Annotated in this window: 20 protein-coding genes; 5 read left to right on the top strand and 15 right to left on the bottom strand. The window is 71.8% G+C overall.

Annotated elements, in window-relative coordinates:
• Window positions 1-56: 56 nt before the first annotated feature.
• Window positions 57-1,586, bottom strand: coding sequence for a potassium/proton antiporter (locus ABEA26_RS28015; RefSeq protein ID WP_345596138.1), 1,530 nt, complete (start codon window positions 1,584-1,586; stop codon window positions 57-59).
• 36 nt (window positions 1,587-1,622) lie between these two features.
• Entirely contained in the window at window positions 1,623-1,922 is a 300-nt protein-coding gene (locus tag ABEA26_RS28010; RefSeq protein ID WP_345596137.1) for a DUF3040 domain-containing protein, read from the bottom strand.
• A 459-nt stretch (window positions 1,923-2,381) separates the two neighbouring features.
• Here ABEA26_RS28010 and ABEA26_RS28005 point away from each other — a divergent pair, with 459 nt between their 5' ends.
• Together ABEA26_RS28005 and ABEA26_RS28000 are read left to right on the top strand one after the other, a co-directional pair.
• Complete coding sequence (locus tag ABEA26_RS28005) at window positions 2,382-2,684, top strand: zinc-ribbon domain-containing protein (RefSeq protein ID WP_345596141.1); 303 nt, start codon at window positions 2,382-2,384, stop codon at window positions 2,682-2,684.
• A gap of 298 nt (window positions 2,685-2,982) precedes the next feature.
• Window positions 2,983-4,029, top strand: a complete 1,047-nt coding sequence (locus ABEA26_RS28000) for a PucR family transcriptional regulator (RefSeq protein ID WP_345596140.1) — start codon at window positions 2,983-2,985, stop codon at window positions 4,027-4,029.
• Between the two features lie 40 nt (window positions 4,030-4,069).
• Here the strand turns inward: ABEA26_RS28000 and ABEA26_RS27995 are convergent, their stop codons facing one another.
• Window positions 4,070-5,650, bottom strand: a complete 1,581-nt coding sequence (locus tag ABEA26_RS27995) for a flotillin family protein (RefSeq protein ID WP_345596136.1) — start codon at window positions 5,648-5,650, stop codon at window positions 4,070-4,072.
• 124 nt (window positions 5,651-5,774) lie between these two features.
• Complete coding sequence (locus tag ABEA26_RS27990) at window positions 5,775-6,284, bottom strand: NfeD family protein (protein ID WP_345596135.1); 510 nt, start codon at window positions 6,282-6,284, stop codon at window positions 5,775-5,777.
• Between the two features lie 245 nt (window positions 6,285-6,529).
• Between ABEA26_RS27990 and ABEA26_RS27985 the strand changes: the two genes are divergently transcribed.
• On the top strand, window positions 6,530-8,419 hold the full coding sequence (locus ABEA26_RS27985) for an NAD-binding protein (RefSeq protein WP_345596139.1): 1,890 nt from the start codon (window positions 6,530-6,532) through the stop codon (window positions 8,417-8,419).
• Between the two features lie 31 nt (window positions 8,420-8,450).
• Here ABEA26_RS27985 and ABEA26_RS27980 read toward each other — a convergent pair whose 3' ends face one another.
• Window positions 8,451-10,301, bottom strand: a complete 1,851-nt coding sequence (locus tag ABEA26_RS27980) for a S9 family peptidase (RefSeq protein WP_345596134.1) — start codon at window positions 10,299-10,301, stop codon at window positions 8,451-8,453.
• 142 nt (window positions 10,302-10,443) lie between these two features.
• Here ABEA26_RS27980 and ABEA26_RS27975 point away from each other — a divergent pair, with 142 nt between their 5' ends.
• Window positions 10,444-11,295 (top strand): SURF1 family protein, encoded by an 852-nt coding sequence (locus tag ABEA26_RS27975; protein WP_345596133.1) that lies wholly within the window; start codon window positions 10,444-10,446, stop codon window positions 11,293-11,295.
• A gap of 13 nt (window positions 11,296-11,308) precedes the next feature.
• Here ABEA26_RS27975 and ABEA26_RS27970 read toward each other — a convergent pair whose 3' ends face one another.
• From ABEA26_RS27970 to ABEA26_RS27940, 7 genes are all read right to left on the bottom strand, one after another.
• Entirely contained in the window at window positions 11,309-12,388 is a 1,080-nt protein-coding gene (locus ABEA26_RS27970; RefSeq protein WP_345596132.1) for a hypothetical protein, read from the bottom strand.
• Window positions 12,389-12,609: 221 nt separating this feature from the next.
• Window positions 12,610-13,182: a SigE family RNA polymerase sigma factor gene (locus tag ABEA26_RS27965; protein ID WP_345596131.1), complete on the bottom strand. Its 573-nt coding sequence runs from the start codon at window positions 13,180-13,182 to the stop codon at window positions 12,610-12,612.
• 446 nt (window positions 13,183-13,628) lie between these two features.
• Window positions 13,629-14,705, bottom strand: a complete 1,077-nt coding sequence (locus ABEA26_RS27960; protein WP_345596130.1) for an aspartate-semialdehyde dehydrogenase — start codon at window positions 14,703-14,705, stop codon at window positions 13,629-13,631.
• Window positions 14,705-15,982 (bottom strand): aspartate kinase, encoded by a 1,278-nt coding sequence (locus tag ABEA26_RS27955; protein WP_345596129.1) that lies wholly within the window; start codon window positions 15,980-15,982, stop codon window positions 14,705-14,707. Before ABEA26_RS27955 ends, ABEA26_RS27960 begins: the two co-directional genes overlap by 1 nt.
• A 174-nt stretch (window positions 15,983-16,156) precedes the next feature.
• Window positions 16,157-16,567, bottom strand: coding sequence for a hypothetical protein (locus ABEA26_RS27950; RefSeq protein ID WP_345596128.1), 411 nt, complete (start codon window positions 16,565-16,567; stop codon window positions 16,157-16,159).
• On the bottom strand, window positions 16,539-16,916 hold the full coding sequence (locus ABEA26_RS27945; protein ID WP_345596127.1) for a hypothetical protein: 378 nt from the start codon (window positions 16,914-16,916) through the stop codon (window positions 16,539-16,541). Before ABEA26_RS27945 ends, ABEA26_RS27950 begins: the two co-directional genes overlap by 29 nt.
• A 345-nt stretch (window positions 16,917-17,261) precedes the next feature.
• Complete coding sequence (locus ABEA26_RS27940; RefSeq protein ID WP_345596126.1) at window positions 17,262-17,474, bottom strand: hypothetical protein; 213 nt, start codon at window positions 17,472-17,474, stop codon at window positions 17,262-17,264.
• Between the two features lie 72 nt (window positions 17,475-17,546).
• Here ABEA26_RS27940 and ABEA26_RS27935 point away from each other — a divergent pair, with 72 nt between their 5' ends.
• The gene (locus ABEA26_RS27935; RefSeq protein ID WP_345596125.1) at window positions 17,547-17,888 is read left to right on the top strand and encodes a MarR family winged helix-turn-helix transcriptional regulator; all 342 of its coding nucleotides are present in this window, start codon (window positions 17,547-17,549) and stop codon (window positions 17,886-17,888) included.
• 68 nt (window positions 17,889-17,956) lie between these two features.
• Here ABEA26_RS27935 and ABEA26_RS27930 read toward each other — a convergent pair whose 3' ends face one another.
• The 3 genes from ABEA26_RS27930 to ABEA26_RS27920 form a co-directional block, all read right to left on the bottom strand.
• The gene (locus tag ABEA26_RS27930; protein ID WP_345596124.1) at window positions 17,957-18,616 is read right to left on the bottom strand and encodes a DUF5063 domain-containing protein; all 660 of its coding nucleotides are present in this window, start codon (window positions 18,614-18,616) and stop codon (window positions 17,957-17,959) included.
• On the bottom strand, window positions 18,609-19,208 hold the full coding sequence (gene recR / locus ABEA26_RS27925) for a recombination mediator RecR (protein WP_279564150.1): 600 nt from the start codon (window positions 19,206-19,208) through the stop codon (window positions 18,609-18,611). The genes ABEA26_RS27930 and recR overlap by 8 nt, the downstream gene beginning before the upstream one ends.
• Before the next feature lie 85 nt (window positions 19,209-19,293).
• The gene (locus ABEA26_RS27920) at window positions 19,294-19,638 is read right to left on the bottom strand and encodes a YbaB/EbfC family nucleoid-associated protein (RefSeq protein WP_279564149.1); all 345 of its coding nucleotides are present in this window, start codon (window positions 19,636-19,638) and stop codon (window positions 19,294-19,296) included.
• Window positions 19,639-19,799 lie beyond the last annotated feature (161 nt).

The following is a 19,799-nucleotide window of genomic DNA, read 5'->3' as shown; positions in this document are numbered from 1 at the left end:
GGCGGTCTGCTCGCGGTGAAGGTCGTGCATCAACGGAGCGTGCGGACCTCGGTGGTTCACCGCTCGCGCGGCGTGGTGGGCTCCGGCTCGGGGGCGCCGTGTTCGCCCAGCCAGCGGGCCATTTTGCCGCGTCGGCCGATGGCGCGCAGGCGGCGTTCCGTGGCCTCCCGGACCTCGGGCGTGGTGATGAGCAGGAGCTCGTCCTCGGCGTGCAGCACCGTGTCGCGGTCGGGCACCAGGGTGGTGTCGCCCCGGACGATCAGGGTGAGGACGGTCGGGTGCGGCAGCCGCAGTTCGAAGACGGCGACCCCGTGCAGGCGGGAGCCCGGTGGGACGGTCACGGTGAGCAGGTCGGCGTCCAGGACGTCGAGGGGAGCGGTCTCGACCTGGATCTCACGCAGCGCGTCGGAGCGGGCCAGACCCAGCCGCCGGGCGACGGCGGGCAGCGTGGGGCCCTGGACGAGGGTGAAGAGGACGACGAGGACGAAGACGATGTTCAGGACGTCGCCGGCGCCCGTGACCCCTTCGACGATCGGGAAGGTGGCGAGCACGATGGGGACCGCGCCGCGCAGGCCCGCCCAGGAGATGAACGCCTGCTCGCGCCAGGGGATGCGGAAGGGGAGGAGACAGAGCAGGACGGAGACGGGGCGGGCGACGAGGAGCAGGACCAGGCCGACGAGGAGCGCGGGGAGGATCGCGGAGGGCAGTTCGCTCGGGTCGACGAGCAGGCCGAGCATGACGAACAGGCCGATCTGGGCCAGCCAGCCGGCGCCTTCGGCGAAGGAGCGGGTGGCGGCTCGGTGCGGCAGCTTGGCGTTGCCGAGCACGAGACCGGACAGGTAGGCGGCGATGATGCCGCTGGCGTTCACGGCGCCGGCCGCGGCGAACGCGACGATGCCGAAGCCGACCGTGGCGAGCGGGTACAGGCCGGTGGCGGGCAGGGCGATGTGCCGCAGGGCGGCGGCGCCCAAACGGCCGATCAGTACGCCGAGGGTGCCGCCGATCACCAGTTGGTAGAGCAGGTCGCCGACGACCGGGGCGGGGCCGGGCAGATCGCCGGCGGTGGTGGTGGCGAAGATCAGGACCAGGATGATGGTGGGGGCGTCGTTGAAACCGGACTCCGCCTCCACCAGCCCCGTCACCTTCTGCGGCAGCGGGAGCGAGCGCAGTACGGCGAAGACCGCGGCGGCGTCGGTGGAGGAGACGATGGCGCCGAGCAGCAGAGCCAGGTGCCAGTCCATGCCCAGCAGCCAGTGGGCGCCGGCCGCGGTGACCGCGACGGAGACGGCCACGCCCGCCGTGGCGAGCACGCCGGCGGGGGCGAGCAGGCGCTTGACGTCGCTCCACTGGGTGGTGAGGCCGCCCTCGACGAGGATGACCGCGAGGGCGGCGGTGCCGAGCGCCTGGGCCAGCTGCGCGTCGTCGAAGTTCAGGCCCAGCCCGTCCTCACCGGCCACGACGCCCACCGCGAGGAACAGCAGCAGGCTGGGCAGGCCGACGCGATGGGCGGCGCGGGCGGCGGCGATGCTGGCCAGCAGCACCGTGCCGCCGATCAGCAGGGTCAGGTAGAGCTCGGGCAGGGTCATCGACCGGGCCCCGAGTCGTCCGGGACCGGCCCGCGGTCAGCGGGGCCAGAAGCGGGGCGGGGGGTGCCGGTTCGGGCGCGTGCGTCGGTGCGGGTCGAGGAGTTCCCCGGCCACGCCCGCCAGGACCAGACCGGTGGCGATGAGCAGCCCGTGGGCCAGGGCGATGCCGGCGCCCAGCACCGCCAGGGCGGTGGCGAGCAGCAGCCAGGCCCCGACGTAGCGGTACTCGCGCGGCCGGCGGGGACGGCCGGTGTCGAAGGCGTGGGCGAACCGGGGGTCGTCGCGGCGCAGACGGGACTCGATCTCACTGAGCCGCTGGTCGTCGGATCGGGGCATGGTGTCCTCCTCCCGGCGCGGGGCCCTGGACAGGCGACGCGGTCGGTAGGGCGGGCCATCTGCTCTCCTTGCGAGGTGGGAACGTCACGATCACACCAGGGCGAAGTGGCGCAGCCGCGCATACGTGGCCGACCCACCCCGGGCGGTCCGGGACAGGAGGAAGGGTGGGCGGGTCGGCTCCAGCCTCTCCTTGTTCAGGGGGTGCGCGCTATCCGGTACGGAGCCCAGATGTGACCGGACGCGACCTGTATGTCTTCAGCGGGTGATCCGATGCCGATCATCGGCACCGGCACCGGCACCGGCGTCGGCGTGATGCCGGCGAAGCGCAGGACGTCCGCGTACTCGACTGCCGGCCGGTGGACCTGCTGCCCTGGCCTCCCAGCCCGCCCGGGCGCAATCTGGGAGAAGATCTGCGTGCCCTGCGTGCCCGCGGGGGGACCGACCGGGAAGGACCGTCTCGTGATCATCTTCGGCACCAAGGGATACCTCTACCAGCTCGCGATACTGACGCTGGTGTGCGGCCAGTGCGGCAACCCCTCCGCACACACGCTCAGGAAGCGCGTCTCGAAGTTCACGCTGTTCTTCGTGCCGCTGTTCCCGTTCTCCACGAAGTACCTGACGCAGTGCACCTTCTGCGGCGCCGAGCAGCAGGTGAGCAAGGAGCAGGCCGAACACCTTCAGACGCAGGCCGTGAGTGGTCAGGGCGGCCTCGGCGGTCAGTCGTACGGGCCGTCGCAGCAGCAGCCGTACCAGCGGCCGTGACACCCGACGGCGAGGCGTCGGCGCCGGGCCCGTCGGAAGCCGCGGAGGACGGCCGCTGACCAGGCCTTCGCGCGTTGCCGGTTTCCGGCAGCCTTGACTACCCTCACGTTGCCGGACACCGCGCACCGGGCGTGAACGGCGGCAGGGGAGGCGCGGCGTGACGGACCAGCAGACCGATCAGCGGCAGACCGATCAGCGGCACGCGGAACAACAGCGCACGGATCAGCAACGGGCTGATCAGCAACGGACGGTTCAGCAGCGGGCGGACGACCAGCGGGCGGATCAGCAGGAGACGTACCTGACCGGGTACTCCGAGATCCTCGCGCAGGCCGCAGGCACCGGGCGCCGGCTGAACCGTGACGAGCTGGAGAGCCGGCGGCTCTTCGGCGAGCAGGCCGCGGAGGCGGGCCACAGTCTGCGCAGTCTCGTTCGGCTGCACCTGGACGCCACGCGCGCGTCCTGGCCCGGCGGCGGTACGGCGGCCTCCGGCACCGGCGTCACGGACAGTGTGCTGGCCGCCGTCGCCCAGGCCGTGGACGCCTTCGCCGAGGGCTACGAACGCGCCCAGCGTCTCGCCGTACGGCAGGAGGAGGCCGCGCGGCGGGAGTTCATCGACGACCTGCTCTACGGGCGCAGCGACCTGGGTCGGCTCGCCGAACGGGCCGAACGCTTCGGGCTCGTCCTCTCCCGCGCCCACGCCGTCGCGGTGGCCGAGGGGCCCGAGACGTACGACGACACCGCCCAGGTCACCCGGCTCGTGGAGAACGCGCTGATCTCCCGCTTCGGCGACCGGCGCATCCTGATCACCACCAAGAACGGGCAGCTGATCTGCATCGCGCCCGGCGACCAGGACGACGTCCTCTCCTTCTTCGCCAAGCAGGCGTTCGCCGCCACGGACGGCAGCCGGGTCGCCATCGGGCGCCCCCAGAACGGCGCGGGCGGCGTGGTGCACAGCTACGAGGAGGCGCTGAGCACCCTCGAACTCGCCGAGCGGCTGGAGCTCGACGAGCCCGTGCTGCGCGCCGCCGAACTGCTCGTCTACCCGGTGCTCACCCGTGACCGGCAGGCCATGGCCGACCTCGTGGTCAGCGTGCTGGGTCCGCTGCGCGGGGCCCGCGGCGGAGCCGAACCGCTGCTGCGGACCCTGGAGACGTACTTCGACGCCGGCTGCACCGCGGCCGAGGCCGCCCGGCGCCTCGCGCTCAGTGTTCGGGCCCTCACCTACCGGCTGGACCGCATCCACCAGCTGACCGGGGCCAACCCCGCCGACCCCGTGCACCGCTACACCCTGCAGACCGCGGTCATCGGGGCACGGCTGCTGCGGTGGCCCGCCCAGGAGATCTGAGCGGGCCGGCCGGAAGTGGTGGGGGCGGTAGGGCGGTGGGTCAGCCCGTGATCTCCACCTTGCCGTTGAGCTGCGGGCCCGACCCGTCCGACCCGTGGGACCCGTCCGGCTGACCCTGCTGGCCCGCCCGGTCCGGCCCGTCCTGCGTCTTCGCGGCCTGTCCGGTGATGTTCTTCAGCAGAGCCGGCAGGTCGACGCCCGTGGTGGAGCCCAGCAGTTCCATGCCCTGCGCCACGTTGTCGGCGACCGTGCGCGACAGCCGGCTCGCGCCGTCCGTCGAGATGACCGTCATCTTGTCCACGGCCGCGAGCGGCTCGGCCGCCTTGGCCACCACCTGCGGCAGCACCTCGACCAGCATCTGGAGCACGGCCGCGTCGCCGTACTTCCCGAAGGCATCGGCCTTCTGCCGCATGGCCTCGGCCTCGGCCGAGCCCTTGGCACCGATCGCCGCGGCCTCCGCCTCGCCCTCCAGCCGTACGGCCTCGGCGATCGCCACACGTCGGGAACGCTCGGCCTCACCCTGCTTGAGGCCCTCGACGGCCTCCGCCTCGGCCAGCGCGCCACGCCGCTGCTTCTCGCCCTCACCGGTGAGCCGGGCCCGCTCGGCCTCGGCCTGGGCGGCGGCGATCTCGGCCGACCGCTCGGCCTCCGCCTGCTTCACCCGCGCCACCCGGCGGGCCTCCGACTCCTGCTCGGCCGCGTACCGCTTGGCGTCGGCGGGCTTGCGCACCTCGGTGTCCAGCTCGCGGTCCTTCAGCGCGGCCTGCCGCTCGGCGACCTTCTCCTGCTCGGCGAGGATCTCCTGCTCCCGAGCCGCCTGTGCCAGGGGGCCGGAGGCGTTGGCGCGGGCCGACGCCTGGTCGGTCTCGGCCTTGATCTCCGCCTGCTTCAGGTAGAGGGTCCGCTGCGCGACCGCGATCTCCTCCTCGGCCTTCAGCCGCGCCTGCTCGGCGGCCCGCCGGGCCACCGCTTCGGCGATGTCGGCCTCCTGCCGGGCCCGCGCCGCCTCGGGACGGCCGAGGTCCTCCAGGTAGGAACCCTCGGTGGTGATGTCCTGGATCTGGAACGCGTCCAGTACCAGGCCCTGCCCGGACAGGCTCGCCTCCGCCTCCTCGGCGACCTGCCCGGCGAACGCGGCCCGGTCCCGGATGACGTCCTCCACGGACATCCGGCCGACGATCGCGCGCAGTGCGCCGGACAGCACCTCCTGGGTGAAGCCGACGATGCCGTCCTGCTGCATCAGGAACCGCTGCGCGGCGGCGCGGATCGCGTCCTCCGTGCCGCCGACCTTGACGATCGCGACGCCTTCCAGGTTGGCCTTGACCCCGCGCAGCGTCACCGCGCCGCGCACGGCGACCGGGATGTGCCGCGAGGAGAGGTCCAGCGTGAACCTCTGCTGCACGAACGGCACGACGAAGACGCCGCCGCCGACCACGACCTTCTGGCCGCTGTTGTCGGTGAACACCCGGCCCGTCTCCGGATCGGTCGACTTCTTGCCGCGCCGTCCCGTGATGATGAACGCCTCGCTCGGCCCGGCCACCTTGTAGCGGCTGACCACCACCAGCGCGAGCAGCACCAGGAGTACGACGACCCCCAGCACCGCGATGACGACAGGACTCATGGCAACGCCCCCGAATCACAGAACACGGAACACACAACGCGCAGAACTAGACGAAACAGCGGAACACGGAACACAGAGCACAGAACAGGAAAGAAGAGGAAGAGGGGGAGAGACAGGAGCCCGTTCAGCGGTCCACCGGACGCACCACGACCGACGTACCGGTCGGCACCGCCTCGACCCACACCTCGGCACCCCGTGCCACCGGCCCCGCACTGCGCGCCGCGCACTTCAGCGGCTGGCCGGCGAGCCGGAGCAGCACCTCGCCGAAACCGTCCGCGGGGATCGCGGTGACGACCTTGCCGGACGTGCCGAGCAGATCGTCCGTACTGGGCGTGACAGCGGTCTGGTCCCGCATCAGCGCTCGGCTGAAGCGGTACGTCAGCCAGCCGGCCCCCACTCCGGCGACCGCGCCGGCCCCGGCGGCGACCGCGGGGCCGGCCCAGCCGGTGCCGAGGACGATGGCCCCACCGAAGCCGGTCATCGCCGTGAACCCGGCGACGACCGGCAGCGACAGCCACCCCTCCAGGACGCCGTCCAGCACTCCGTCGAACGCGCCTTCCAGCAGTCCGTCGAAGACCAGCGACAGGGCGAGCAGCACGACCCCCGTGATGCCAAGTCCGATGAACCAGGCCATGCGTGCCGTCCCCCTCTCGCCCGTCGCTGAGCTTCGGTGAAACGAATAGTCACATGCGGCCCGGGTCCGCGTCATTGCCGTGTTCCGGCAATCTTTACGCGGCTTTAATGCCGTCCTTCTCCTCCCTCTCAACTCCTCGGTTCGCTCCTGGAACCGCACCCGGCGCCGGTACTGTCCTCTTCCAAATGGGGACTCGAACAGGGAGCGTTCCGCACCAGGTTCCGCAGGGTGACGGCTACGCGCACATGGTGGTGTGCGGCGACGACGGGCTGGCGCACCGGCTGGCCGCCGAACTGCGCGGCGTCTACCGCGAACAGGTCACCCTCGTCGTCCCGCCCTCCCGGCGCCGGGTGCCTCAGCCGGTGGTCGGACGGGCCCGCGCGGCCTCGGCGGCGCTGCTGGACATGGTCAGCGCGGCCGTCAACCGCTCGGGCAGCGGCGGCTCCGGCGCCGCCGCCCCGGGCGCCGGCGAGCCGAACGGCGCCGTCCGTGAACTGGAGGCCGCCGAGCCGACCGACGACGTACTCGCGGAGGCCGGCGTGGACCGGGCCGCCGCGCTGGCCCTCGTGTACGACGACGACGAGACCAACATCCGCGCCGCCCTGACCGCCCGCCGCCTCAACCCCCGGCTGCGTCTGGTCCTGCGCCTGTACAACCGGCGGCTCGGCCAGCACATCGAGGAGCTCCTCGACCAGAGCGCCGCGCTGGCGAACGGTGACGCGCGGGACTCCGGGCTCGACGGCGCCGGCACCTCCACGACCGTGCTGTCCGACGCCGACACGGCCGCCCCCGCGCTGGCCGCGACCGCGCTCGTCGGCACCAGCAAGGTCGTCGAGGCGGACGGGCTGCTGCTGCGCGCGGTGGAACGGCAGCCGCCCCGCCCCGGCGAGGTCGCCGACCCCGGCCTGTGCACCCTCGCGCTGCTCTCCGCGACGAGCAACGACCCGGCCGGCGCGGACGGTTCGGAGGGCAGTGGCGAGCAGGGACCGCAGTTGCTGCCCGACGCGGCCGCGGTGGAGGCGGCCACCGGGCGCGGCACCGTCGCCCTGGAGCACGTGTCGTACTCCGGCCCTCCACTGCCCGCCGCGCGCGCCGGTGTGCCACCGTTCGGCGAGCTGTTCTCGCGGCGGCTGCGCTGGTCCCTGGCGGGCCTGGGGGCGTGCGTGGTCGCGCTCGCGGTGGCGCTGATGGTGGTCACCGGGGACCATCCGCTGCACGCCACCTACGTGACGCTGCTCGATCTGTTCTCCATCAACGAGCCCGCGCACAACGACGACACCGGCCGCCAGATCCTCCAGCTGCTCTCCGGCTTCGTCGGGCTGCTGTTGCTGCCGGTGCTGCTGGCCGCCGTGCTCGAAGCCCTCGGCACCTTCCGCAGCGCCTCGACGGTGCGCAAGCCGCCGCGCGGCCTCGGCGGGCACGTCGTGCTGCTCGGTCTCGGCAAGATCGGCACACGGGTGCTGACCCGGCTGCGGGAGATGGACATCCCCGTGGTGTGCGTCGAGGCCGACCCCGAGGCCCGCGGCATGGCGACCGCACGGCGGCTGCGGGTGCCGGTGGTACTCGGGGATGTCACCGAGGAGGGCGTCCTGGAGGCCGCCAAGATCCACCGGGCGCATTCCCTGCTCGCCCTGACCAGCGTGGACACCACCAACCTGGAAGCCGTGCTCTACGCCCGCTCCGTACGGTCCGGACTGCGGGTCGTGCTGCGCCTGTACGACGACGACTTCGCGACCGCCGCGTACCGCACCCTGCGCGCCGCGCACCCTGGCGCGCTCACCCGGAGCCGCAGCGTGACCCATCTGTCCGCGCCCGCGTTCGCCGGGGCGATGATGGGCCGCCAGATCCTCGGGGCGATCCCCGTCGAGCGGCGGGTGCTGCTGTTCGCGGCGGTGGAGGTGGCCGGACATCCGCAGCTGGAGGGGAAGACGGTCGGCGAGGCGTTCCGGGCGGGCGCGTGGCGGGTGCTGGCGCTGAGGGTCTCGGGTGAGCGTGGGACGGAAGAGCCGGGGCTGGTGTGGGAACTGCCCGAGACGTACGTCCTGCGGGGCGAGGACCGGGTGGTGCTGGCGGCCACCCGGCGAGGGCTGGCGGAGCTGCTCGGGCGGCGAACGCGGCAGCGGACGGATGTGTAGGGGCGCCGCCGCCCCTACACACCCCCTTGCCCTACGGCAGGTGCCTGGCGGCGAAGTCCAGCTCCAGGCGGACCTGCTTGATCCGCTCGTCCACCACCAGTGAGCCGTGCCCCGCGTCGTACCGGTACACCTCGTGCACCGCGCTCCTCGATTCCAGGCGCTTGACGTAGTTCTCGACCTGACGGATCGGGCAGCGCGGGTCGTTGACGCCGGCGGAGATGTAGACCGGGGCCTTGACCTGGTCGACGTAGGTCAGCGGCGAGGAGGCCTCGAAGCGGTCGGGGACCTCTTCGGGGGTGCCGCCGAGGAGGGTGCGGTCGAGGGCCTTCAGGCCTTCCATCTCGTCGTGGTAGGCGGTGACGTAGTCGGCGACGGGGACGGCGGCGATGCCCAGCGTCCACGCCTCGGGCCGGGTGCCGACGCCGAGGAGGGTGAGGTAGCCGCCCCAGGAACCGCCGGTGAGGATCAGCCGGTCGGGGTCGGCGAGGCCGGAGGTGACCGCCCACTCGCGCACCGCCTCGATGTCCTCCAGCTCGATGAGGCCCACCCGGTGCTTCAGGGCGTCGGTCCAGGCGCGTCCGTATCCGGTGGAGCCCCGGTAGTTGACGCGGACCACCGCGTAGCCGTGGTCGACCCAGGCCGCGGGGCCGGCGGCGAAGGCGTCGCTGTCGTGCCAGGTCGGGCCGCCGTGGATGTCGAAGACCGTCGGGAGCGGGCCGGTCGCGCCGGCCGGCTTCTGGACGAGGGCGTGGATGCGGCCGCCGGGCCCCTCCACCCACACGTCCTCCACCGGGACGGAGCCCGGCGACTTCATGCCGGGCGGGTCCAGGACGACCCGGCCGGTCGTCGAGCGGACCGCCGACGGCTCGGCGGCCGACGACCACAGGTACTCCACGCTGCCGTCCGGCCGGGCCGTCGCCCCGGAGACCGTGCCGGCCGGGGTCTCGATCTCCACCAGCTCGCGCTCGGCGAAGTCGTAGCGGAACAGCTCGCTGCGGGCCTCGAAGCCGTGCACGATCAGCAGGCCGCTGCCGTCCGGGTACCACTCGGCGCTGACGTCACCGGGAAGCTCCAGGGCCAGGTCGGTCTGCTCGCCCGTCGCGACGTCCCAGACCAGGGGCTCCCAGCGGCCCCGGCGCTGGTGGCCGATGAGCAGGCGGGTGTCACCGTCGACCGGCGCGAAGCCCAGCACCTCCAGGCCCAGCTCCTCCTCGCCGCCCTTCGTGTCGTCCAGCTCGGCGACCGTCGATCCGTCGGGGCGCAGGACGCGCAGCGCCGAGTGCATCGCGTCACCGTGCTCGGTGTGCTCGATGGCGATCAGCGTGCCGTCGTGGGAGAGGTCGCCGACGCCCGCGGACTCGCGGTGCCGGTAGATCTCCGCCGGGGGGCCGCCCGCGTACGACAGGTGGATCGTCGTACCGTCCTCGTCGGTCGAGCGGCCGACCACCGCGGTCCGTCCGTCCCGTCCGAGGGCGAGGCCCGCCGGGTAGGAGGGGTCGAGGCCGGGCACGGCGAGCTCGTCCTCGCCGCCCGCGAAGGGCTGGCGGCGCCAGACGCCGAACTCGTCACCGTCCTTGTCGTCGAACCACCAGATCCAGTCGCCGTCCGGCGGGAGCACGCCGTCCGTCGTGCCGTTGGGCCGGTCCGTGACCTGGCGCTGCTCGCCGGTAGACCGGTCCCAGGCGTACAGCTCGTACGTCCCCGTCGCGTTCGACACGAACAGGGAGCGGTCCGGTGCGTCCTCGGCCCAGTCGGGCAGCGACACCCGCGGCGCCCTGAACCGCTTCTCCCAGTCGGGCGTCTCCCTGCCCCGCCGGCCGTCCTCGGTGCTGCCCTGTCCCCGCCGCTGGTCCGACGACACGGACCCGTTGCTCTCAGTCATGGCCCCATACTGCCCCGACCCGGCGACAACGCGCAGATCAGATCCCCAGCCTGTGGAAAACTTTCCCCACCGCCGCTCCACCCGATGCTTTTCCACAGCCCCGCGGACGGGTCGCGCGGCCGCGCCCCGTACCGTGGAGGGCGTGTACCGGTTTCTGCTGACGCCCCGATGGTGGGGGATCAACGTCTTCGTCGTCCTGGCCATCCCGTTCTGCATCTTCATGGGTTCGTGGCAGCTCGGCCGATTCGAGGACCGGGTCCAGGACCACGAGACCACGACCACCGAGCAGGATTCCACGGGCCGGGGTGCGGCCCGTCCGCTGGCGGAGATGCTGCCGGTGGACAAGGCCACGGTCGGCGAGCAGACCACCGTGAGCGGCCGGTACGACGATCAGCTGCTCGTCCCGGAGCGGAAGCTGGACGACCGGGAGGGCTACTACGTCCTCACGCTGCTGCGCACCGACGACGGAGAGGCACTGCCCGTCGTACGCGGCTGGCTGCCCGGCGCACCCGACCCGGCGAAGGCCCCGGCCCCGCCCACCGGCGAGGTCACCGTCACCGGAGCGCTCCAGGCGGCCGAGTCCCCCGGCAGCAACGGCGTCAGCGGCCGCTCCGGGTGGCCCGAGGGCCAGACCGGCGCGATCAGCGCGGCGACGCTGCTGAACCTCGTGCCGTACGACGTGCACGACGCGTGGGTCACGCTCAACGAGGGCGACTCCGGGATGCGGGCCGTGCCCGTGACCGCGCCGCAGGGAACCGGGCTGGACCTGAAGGCGTTCCAGAACCTCGGCTACACCGCCGAGTGGTTCGCCTTCGTCGGCTTCGTGGTCTTCATGTGGTTCCGGCTGCTGCGCCGCGAGGCCGAACTCGCCCGGGACGCGGAGCTGGGCCTCGCCCCGGAGGGCGAGGAGCACGCCGGGCAGGAGGACGCCGGGCAGGAGGACGCCGGGCAGGAGGACGAGCGGGAGTCCCGCCCCACCCCGTCCGGCGTCTGAGGCGCAGGCTGTCCTACTCCGTCCCCGCCAGCACACCCGTCCAGTAGACGGTCCCCGCGCAGGCGTTGGACACCGTGGCCGTCGCCGAGCCGGAGCCGCCCTCCGGGGTGTACGTCACCGACACGCTTCCCTGGGCCGGACCGTCCTCGGTGACCAACTGGGTCGTGGTGCCGGTGTCGGCGCCGTCCGGGGAGGTGGCGCCCGTGGTGGTCGTGTCCCCGGTGGGCGAAGGGGCCGGTGAGGGCCCGCCGGTGCCGCCCCCCGTCGTGCCTCCGGTGGTGGGGCAGGTCTCCGAGGGCACCCAGGCGAACTGCACCTCGTACGCGGAGCCCGCCGCCAGGGTCAGCGACGCCGTCTCCAGGGACGGGTCGGGCAGACCGGCCGCGGCGTCCCCGGCCGCGTGCCGTGCCGTGCCGATGCGGGTGGCGTCCGCCGCGCCCTGCGGGGTGGCGACCACACTGCCGGGACCGACGACGGCGCAGCCGTCCGAGGAGACGTTGGTGACGCGGAAGGAGCCGTAGACCACACCCGTGGAGTCGGGGGCGGCGCTGCTCGCCAGGGCCGGGCCGAGCTGCTTCGCCGTGCACGCGGGGATGTCGTCGGCGGCGCTGGCGGAGGGGTCGGCGCCGGGCGTCGAGCCCGTCGCGGCACCGCTCTCCTTTTCCTTGGGTGTCTTCTCGGGGTCGGGCTTCTCCTTGCCCTCGGCCGTGCCCGCGGAGCCGACGACGCCGCTCTGGCCGCCGGCCGTGTCCTTGCCCTGGGAGGCGCCTCCCTGCGCCTGCGAGGCGTGGCCCGCGACGGACGGGTCGGCGCCCGGGCCGGTGGTGTTCGAGACGTGCACGAGGGCCGGGACCGCCGTACCGATGAAGAGCGCGGCGGCGGCCACACCGACGAAGGCCTGTCGCTTGCGGGCCCGTCGGGCGGGCACCGCGCGGCGCAGGTGGTCCAGGGTGCCGTCGCTCGGCTCCACGTGCCGGACGGCCTGGTGCAGCATCCTGCGCAGGGCCAGCTCGTCGGAGCCGAGCCCGTCGGGCGTGTCGAGCCCGTCAGGCCCCTGAGTACCGGGGCCCTGTTCGGCGGGGCCGTTGTTCACAGTTCCGTTCCCAGCGTGCGTGTACTTCGACGGTTCTTGCCCGGTCCACCCTGCCGACGACCCGGCGGGCCCGGTCGACCCGGCGGGTGGCCCGGCGGGTGGCTCGACAGGTCCGTTCGATCCGGCCGGTGGCCCGGCGGGTCCGGTCGGCTCGGCCGGCGCGTCTCCCTCCCGAGGTGCGTGCTCGCCGCGGGCGGTGCGCCACGCGTCGTTGCCGTCGCTCATGCCGGGGCCTCCATGGCAACCCTGAGCGCCGCGATGCCACGCGACCCGTACGCCTTGACCGAGCCCAGGGATATGCCGAGCGTCTCGGCGGCCTGCGCCTCGGTCATGTCGGCGAAGTAGCGCAGGACCAGTACCTCGCGCTGACGGCGCTGCAGTCCCTTCATCGCCTTGATCAGGGAGTCGCGCTCCAGCAGGTCGTAGGCGCCCTCCTCCGCGCTCGCCATGTCCGGCATGGGCTTGGAGAGCAGCTTGAGGCCGAGGATGCGGCGGCGCAGCGCCGAGCGCGAGAGATTGACGACCGTCTGACGCAGGTACGCCAGGGTCTTCTCCGGGTCGCGGACGCGTTTGCGCGCCGAGTGGACGCGGATGAATGCCTCCTGGACGACGTCCTCGCAGGAGGCGGTGTCGTCGAGGAGGAGGGCTGCGAGTCCGAGCAGCGACCTGTAGTGCTTCCGGTACGTCTCGGTGAGGTGGTCGACGGTGGTACCCGCCGCCGCGTCCTCCGCGCCGTCGCGCTGGTTCGGTATGCGGGCCGGCCGCGCTGCGGGCATGGGCGCGATCACCGGCATGCCACCGGCCGGACCGGCCACACGGGGTCGGACGGGCCGGACGGACCGGACGGGCGGCCGCACAGCGGGGCCACGCGTCGAAGCGGTGAAATCGAGTACCTCTGCCACGCCAGTTGGACACGTCCACCCCCTGGAGGGTTGTACGTGCCGGGCGTCACGTTCCCGCGCCTGTCGGGCAACCACCCGGCCGACGGTGCGTCATAGGCCCTCATCGTCCCGCTCTTCCCCTATGTCCCATATGAACGAGCGTCCCCACGCCCGCGCTCGGCGTCCCCTCGCCGACCACGCGGCCCCGCGCCCCGAATGGGTGACCGCAAAGACGCTCCCCGCCCTTCGCACGGTTGCGGAGGGCGGGGAGCAAATCCTCTGATGCCACAGGTGTCGGTTACAAGTAGTCCGGACCAATTTCCGGATCACATCTCGTTCACGAATCCTACAAACGGTGCTCAGGCGAACTCGGCCGCCACCAGCTCGGCGATCTGCGCGGTGTTCAGCGCGGCCCCCTTGCGCAGGTTGTCCCCGCAAACGAAGAGTTCGAGCGCCGTCGGGTCGTCCAGGGCCCGCCGCACCCGGCCGACCCAGGTCGGGTCGGTGCCGACCACGTCGGCGGGGGTGGGGAACTCGCCCGCGTCCGGGTTGTCGAAGAGCACGACACCGGGCGCCGTGGCCAGGATCTCCCGGGCCTTGTCGACGGTGACCTCGCCCTCGAAACGGGCGTGCACGGTCAGGGAGTGCGTGGTGACCACCGGCACCCGCACACACGTCACGGCGACGGGCAGGGCCGGCAGCCCGAGGATCTTGCGGGACTCGTCCCGCACCTTCATCTCCTCCGACGACCAGCCGTCTTCCCTCAACGACCCGGCCCACGGTACGACATTCAGCGCGACCGGCTCCGGGAACGGCCCGGTGTCGTCGCCGACGGCCCGCCGCACGTCGCCGGGGCTGTTCCCCAACTCGGTCCCGGCCACCAGCGACAGCTGCCGACGCAGCGTCTCCACACCGTCCCGCCCGGCCCCACTCACCGCCTGGTACGACGAGACGACGAGCTCACGCAGCCCGAACTCGGCGTGCAGCGCACCCAGCGCCACGATCATGGACAGGGTCGTGCAGTTGGGGTTGGCGACGATCCCGCGCGGCCGCATCCGCACCGCGTGCGGATTGACCTCGGGCACGACCAGCGGAACGTCCGGCTCCATCCGGAACGCGCCGGAGTTGTCGACCACCACCACACCCTTGGCGGCGGCGACCGGCGCCCACTGCGCGGAGACCTCGTCGGGTACGTCGAACATGGCGACGTCGACCCCGTCGAAGGCCTCCTCGGTCAGCGCCACCACCTCGACCTCCTCGCCCCGCACGGCCAACTTGCGGCCGGCCGAGCGAGGCGAGGCGATCAGCCGGATGTCGCCCCAGACGTCCGCGTGCTGGGACAGGATCTGAAGCATGACGGAGCCGACGGCGCCGGTCGCTCCCACGACGGCCAGGGTCGGCCGCCCGGAGCGTCCGGCGCCTTGGATGTCGGACATCAGCGCCCGGTGCCCCCGTAGACGACGGCCTCGTCGCTGTCGGAGTCCAGCCCGAAGGCGGTGTGCACGGCGCGGACGGCCTCGTTCACGTCGTCCTTGCGGGTGACGACCGAGATACGGATCTCGGAGGTCGAGATCAGCTCGATGTTCACCCCGGACTCGGACAGCGCGGTGAAGAAGTCGGCGGTGACGCCCGGGTTGCTCTTCATGCCCGCGCCGACCAGCGAGATCTTGCCGATCTGGTCGTCGTAGCGCAGCGAGTCGAAGCCGATGCCCGGGCGGTTCTTCTCCAGCGCGTCGATGGCCTTGCGGCCCTCGCTCTTCGGCAGGGTGAAGGAGATGTCCGTCAGGCCCGTGGAGGCCGCGGACACGTTCTGCACGACCATGTCGATGTTGACCTGGGCATCGGCGATCGCCCGGAAGATCGCGGCCGCCTCGCCCGGCTTGTCCGGCACACCGACGACGGTGACCTTGGCCTCGGAGGTGTCGTGCGCGACACCGGAGATCATGGCCTGCTCCACGTGCTTTTCCCCTTGCTTGATCGGCTCGCTGCTGACCCACGTGCCCTGCAGTCCGCTGAAGCTGGACCGGACGTGGATCGGGATGTTGTACCGGCGGGCGTACTCCACACAGCGGTGGAGGAGCACCTTGGAACCGGAGGCCGCGAGCTCCAGCATGTCCTCGAAGGAGATCCAGTCGATCTTCTTCGCCTTCTTCACCACGCGCGGGTCGGCGGTGAACACGCCGTCGACGTCGGTGTAGATCTCACAGACGTCCGCGTCGAGCGCGGCGGCGAGGGCGACGGCCGTGGTGTCGGACCCACCGCGCCCCAGCGTGGTGATGTCCTTGCTGTCCTGGCTGACGCCCTGGAAGCCGGCCACGATGGCGACGTTGCCCTCGTCCACCGAGGTCTTGATGCGGCCCGGCGTCACGTCGATGATGCGCGCCTTGTTGTGGACCGAGTCGGTGATGACTCCGGCCTGGCTGCCGGTGAACGACTGGGCCTCGTGACCCAGGTTTTTGATCGCCATGGCCAGCAGCGCCATGGAGATGCGCTCTCCGGCGGTCAGCAGCATGTCGAGTTCCCGCCCGGCAGGGATCGGGGATACCTGCTCCGCGAGATCGATCAGCTCGTCCGTCGTGTCGCCCATCGCGGAAACGACGGCGACCACCTGGTTGCCGTTCTTCTTCGCTTCCACGATCCGCTTGGCGACGCGCTTGATGCCCTCGGCATCGGCTACGGAGGAGCCTCCGTACTTCTGCACGACAAGGCCCACGTGCGCTCCTCGCTCAATCCGTCTCTTTCCGCACGTACGTACATGTACTGCGGTCGGCTCATTTTACCGAGCGTCCGGATTTCCCCCCTGCGGTATCGCATGGTGAGACTTCCTGGCTCGTCCAGGCAGGCTCATGCCCAGGAGGACGCAGGTCACTCGGGAAAGTGCCGTGTGTCACACGTTCACAAGGACATCTGCGACTGCTGTTCGATCCTGGCGGTCATGGCGTCGCCTCCTCGACACCGTGGTGCCCCGACCGGCGCCTCCCGCACGCTCAAAGCGCCGCAGGCCGGCCCGGAAGGTGTCCGGCACGTATCCGGGGCCCAGCTGCCCGGCCTCCTCGGCAGCCACGGCCGCCTCGTACTCGGCGCGGCAGTCCGGGCACATGCCGCCCTCGATCTTCGTCGTCAGCGCGTCCGCGTCGCAGGACATGCAGCAGATGACCGCGCGGGTCACGCGGGCCCGGCGCGGGGCGGCCTTCCGGCGGATCTTCACTTTCTTCGGGGGCGTTCTGGTCTCCAGTCGGTTGCGGCGAGGCCGCTCGGGTTGGGGGTGTTCACGGTCGCGGGGGAGGTCGTCGGTCACCGCGCGGGTGATCTCCTGAGGCGTCGCCCCGCGCGACAGCCACTCCCCCGCCAGCGGGGCGAGGGACCGGCAGTCGGATTCGGAGTCGGAACCGGCGCCGGGCCGTGAGTCGGCTGATCCAGTGCAGATGGCCGGCCCCGGTGATGCGGGACAGCGACGTACGCATCGCCTGCCGGCCGTAGCGCGGGTGCTGGGCCGCGAGGACCTTGTGGCCCATCACGTGGCCGGTGTCGAGGTGGTCGATGAAGACGGCGACCTCGGCCTCACGCGGCAGCAGGTGTGCGAAGTCCGGGTCCGCGTACGGGTCTTCGTCACCTGCGGGGCGTTTTCCGTAGCCCGGACGGGCCATGGGATGGGACGGCGCGGGCAGGGCGGGACTAAGGTCAGGCCCCGAATTGGTGTTGGCGCACCGCCGGGGCCGACTCAGTTTGACGCCTACTCGACTCACTCACGTGCATGGTTGGTTGGGTATTTCAACCAGACCAGAAAGCCCAAGGGAAGAGCGTTTTGCCCACGCCGACCGCGCCGTACGTGAGCACGGCGTTGCTCCTCGCCGCACTGACAGCCGGCGAGTGAGGAGCCGCCCTCCTCCCAAGCAGTACCCACCCGAAAGACGTGAACGATTCGCCTGCATTGTCCTTGAGTCACTCATTTGAGCGCCTCAAGGACATTTCCTGTCATCAGTTCGCGCTTTTCAGCCCAGCACCTGCCCCCAGCCCGCCGGGAGGACTGCGTCGGCCCCTTGATGAGTCGGCGCGCGATCCCGGCGGCCCGGGTGGAGCCGGCTCTCGGCGGGGTAGCCCAGCGGAACGAGCAGGGCCACATGCAGGTCCTCGCGCCCGTCGGCGCCGATGGCCTTCTTGACCTCGCCCTCGTCCCAGCCGTTCATCGGGCTGGTGGCGGACACTGCGACGCGCGCGGATCACTCGCGCCACGGTGGCGTGTTCGGGCCCTCAAGGACTACTTCGCCCAACACGGCATGGAGACCTGGGAGTTCGACGTTCTCGCCACCTTGCGCCGGAACGGCAAGCCGCTGACCGCCAAACAGCTCGCGGCCAACGTCATGATCGGCTCAGCCGCCCTCACCAACCGGGTGGACCGCCTGGTGGCCCGTGGCCTCGTCACCCGTGAAGCCGTCCCCGGCGACCGACGCAGCCTGCACATCGCACTCACCGAGGTGGGCCGCGCCCGGGTCGACGAGGTGGTGGAGGGCCACGTCCTGAACCTGCGCAAGATCCTGTCCGGCCTCGACCACGACGATCGCGAGGAACTCGACCGCCTTCTGCGCACACTGCTCGTGTCGCTGGAAGGCACCCGCTGACCCGAGGCCGGTACCGGAGGGGGCGGTACCGGCAGGGCCCGGAAACGGGCAAGAGACCGGAACGGCTGCTACGTGACCGGGCGCAGGCCCAGTGGGCCCGCGATCTCCTCCACCATGACCCGGCCGGCCTCCGTCTCCAGGGCCTCGTCGCCGAGCTCCTGGTCGGTGTCGAGGCCGTCCAGTTCCTCCAGGGGCTGGTTCAGGCGGACGTGGGCGACGACCGACTGGAGGGCGCGCAGGGTCGCGGAGGCCGTGGAGCCCCAGTTGGAGAAGTAGGAGAACTGCCACCACCACAGGGCCTCCGTGGTGCGGCCCGCCTTGTAGTGCACCATGCCGTGGCGGAGGTCGGTGATGACGTCGGTGAGGTCGTCGGAGATACGGGCCGGGACCCGGGCCTTGCTCGGCTCGTAGGGGTCGAAGACCTCGGAGTAGACGTCGATCGGTTCGAGGAGGCGGGCGAGGTTCTCGCGCAGGTCGTCCACGTCCAGCTCGGGGCCCGGATCGGGCTCGTAGCGCTCGTCGGGAACGATGTCCTCGTGGGCGCCCAGACGGCCGCCGGCCAGCATGAGCTGGGAGACCTCCAGGAGGAGGAAGGGGACCGCCGAGTCCGGCTCGTCGCCCTTGGCGACCTCGGTCACGGCGACCAGGAAGCTCTCGACCTGGTCCGCGATCTGGACGGCGAAGTCGTCCGGGTTCTGGTCGGTCGCGTGCAGAGTGGCGTCAGACATCTAGGAGTCGTCTCCCCTCGAAGGCGCGGCCGAGGGTCACCTCGTCCGCGTATTCCAGGTCGCCGCCCACCGGGAGGCCGCTGGCCAGGCGGGTGACCTTGAGGCCCATGGGCTTGATCATGCGGGCGAGGTACGTGGCCGTGGCCTCGCCCTCCAGATTCGGGTCCGTGGCCAGGATCAGCTCCGTGACCGCGCCGTCCGCCAGGCGGGCGAGCAGTTCGCGGATGCGGAGGTCGTCCGGGCCGACTCCGTCGATCGGGCTGATCGCGCCGCCGAGCACGTGGTAGCGCCCGCGGAACTCGCGGGTGCGCTCGATGGCCACGACGTCCTTCGGCTCCTCCACCACACAGATGACGGACGGGTCGCGACGCGCGTCACGGCAGATGTTGCACTGCTCTTCCTGCGCGACGTTCCCGCAGGTCGCGCAGAAGCGGACCTTCGCCTTCACTTCCATGAGGGTCTGGGCCAGCCGCCGTACGTCGGTCGGCTCCGCCTGGAGGATGTGGAAGGCGATCCGCTGCGCGCTCTTGGGACCGACGCCGGGCAGCCGCCCGAGTTCGTCGATGAGGTCCTGGACCACGCCTTCGTACAACGGACTGCCGTCCTTCCTGATGTTCCTGCACTACGTACGGTAGAGGGCTCGGGCCGGTCTGAGAAAGCCGAACGGGGACGCGGACTCAGAAAGGCAGGCCGGGGATGCCGCTGCCGCCGCCCATGCCCTGGGCGAGCGGGCCGAGCTTCTGCTGCTGGAGGTTCTGCGCGTTCTCGTTGGCCGCCTGGACCGCCGCGACGACCAGGTCGGCGAGGGTCTCGGTGTCCTCCGGGTCCACCGCCTTCGGGTCGATCACGAGGCCGCGCAGCTCACCGGAGCCGGTGACCGTGGCCTTCACCAGGCCACCACCCGCCTGGCCCTCGACCTCGGTCCTCGCCAGTTCCTCCTGGGCCTGGGCGAGATCCTGCTGCATCTTCTGGGCCTGCTGAAGCAGCTGCTGCATGTTGGGCTGGCCACCACCGGGGATCACGTTCAGCTCCTGTCGCCGCTGTCGCCGCGGGGTCACCGCGGGATTTTTTGCCGTTCGGCACGAGCCTACGTGGTCCGCGCGGCCCTCGCCCCAGCACTCTTTCGAGTGATGCCGGGGAGAGTCCTATACCTGATCAACGCCCTCTTCCGGATGGAAAAGCG

Origin of the sequence: Streptomyces marokkonensis (assembly GCF_039539045.1) — a bacterium.
Lineage (GTDB): Bacteria > Actinomycetota > Actinomycetes > Streptomycetales > Streptomycetaceae > Streptomyces > Streptomyces marokkonensis.
This window is presented reverse-complemented; position numbering and strand designations above follow the sequence as displayed.

Coding starts and splice junctions, on each gene's coding strand:
- ABEA26_RS28015 (WP_345596138.1), bottom strand. CDS start 1,586: ATGACCCTGCCCGAGCTCTACCTGACCCTGCTGATCGGCGGCACGGTG.
- ABEA26_RS28010 (WP_345596137.1), bottom strand. CDS start 1,922: ATGCCCCGATCCGACGACCAGCGGCTCAGTGAGATCGAGTCCCGTCTG.
- ABEA26_RS27995 (WP_345596136.1), bottom strand. CDS start 5,650: ATGAGTCCTGTCGTCATCGCGGTGCTGGGGGTCGTCGTACTCCTGGTG.
- ABEA26_RS27990 (WP_345596135.1), bottom strand. CDS start 6,284: ATGGCCTGGTTCATCGGACTTGGCATCACGGGGGTCGTGCTGCTCGCC.
- ABEA26_RS27985 (WP_345596139.1), top strand. CDS start 6,530: ATGGTGGTGTGCGGCGACGACGGGCTGGCGCACCGGCTGGCCGCCGAA.
- ABEA26_RS27980 (WP_345596134.1), bottom strand. CDS start 10,301: ATGACTGAGAGCAACGGGTCCGTGTCGTCGGACCAGCGGCGGGGACAG.
- ABEA26_RS27965 (WP_345596131.1), bottom strand. CDS start 13,182: ATGCCGGTGATCGCGCCCATGCCCGCAGCGCGGCCGGCCCGCATACCG.
- ABEA26_RS27960 (WP_345596130.1), bottom strand. CDS start 14,705: ATGTCCGACATCCAAGGCGCCGGACGCTCCGGGCGGCCGACCCTGGCC.
- ABEA26_RS27945 (WP_345596127.1), bottom strand. CDS start 16,916: ATGGCCCGTCCGGGCTACGGAAAACGCCCCGCAGGTGACGAAGACCCG.
- ABEA26_RS27935 (WP_345596125.1), top strand. CDS start 17,547: ATGGAGACCTGGGAGTTCGACGTTCTCGCCACCTTGCGCCGGAACGGC.
- ABEA26_RS27930 (WP_345596124.1), bottom strand. CDS start 18,616: ATGTCTGACGCCACTCTGCACGCGACCGACCAGAACCCGGACGACTTC.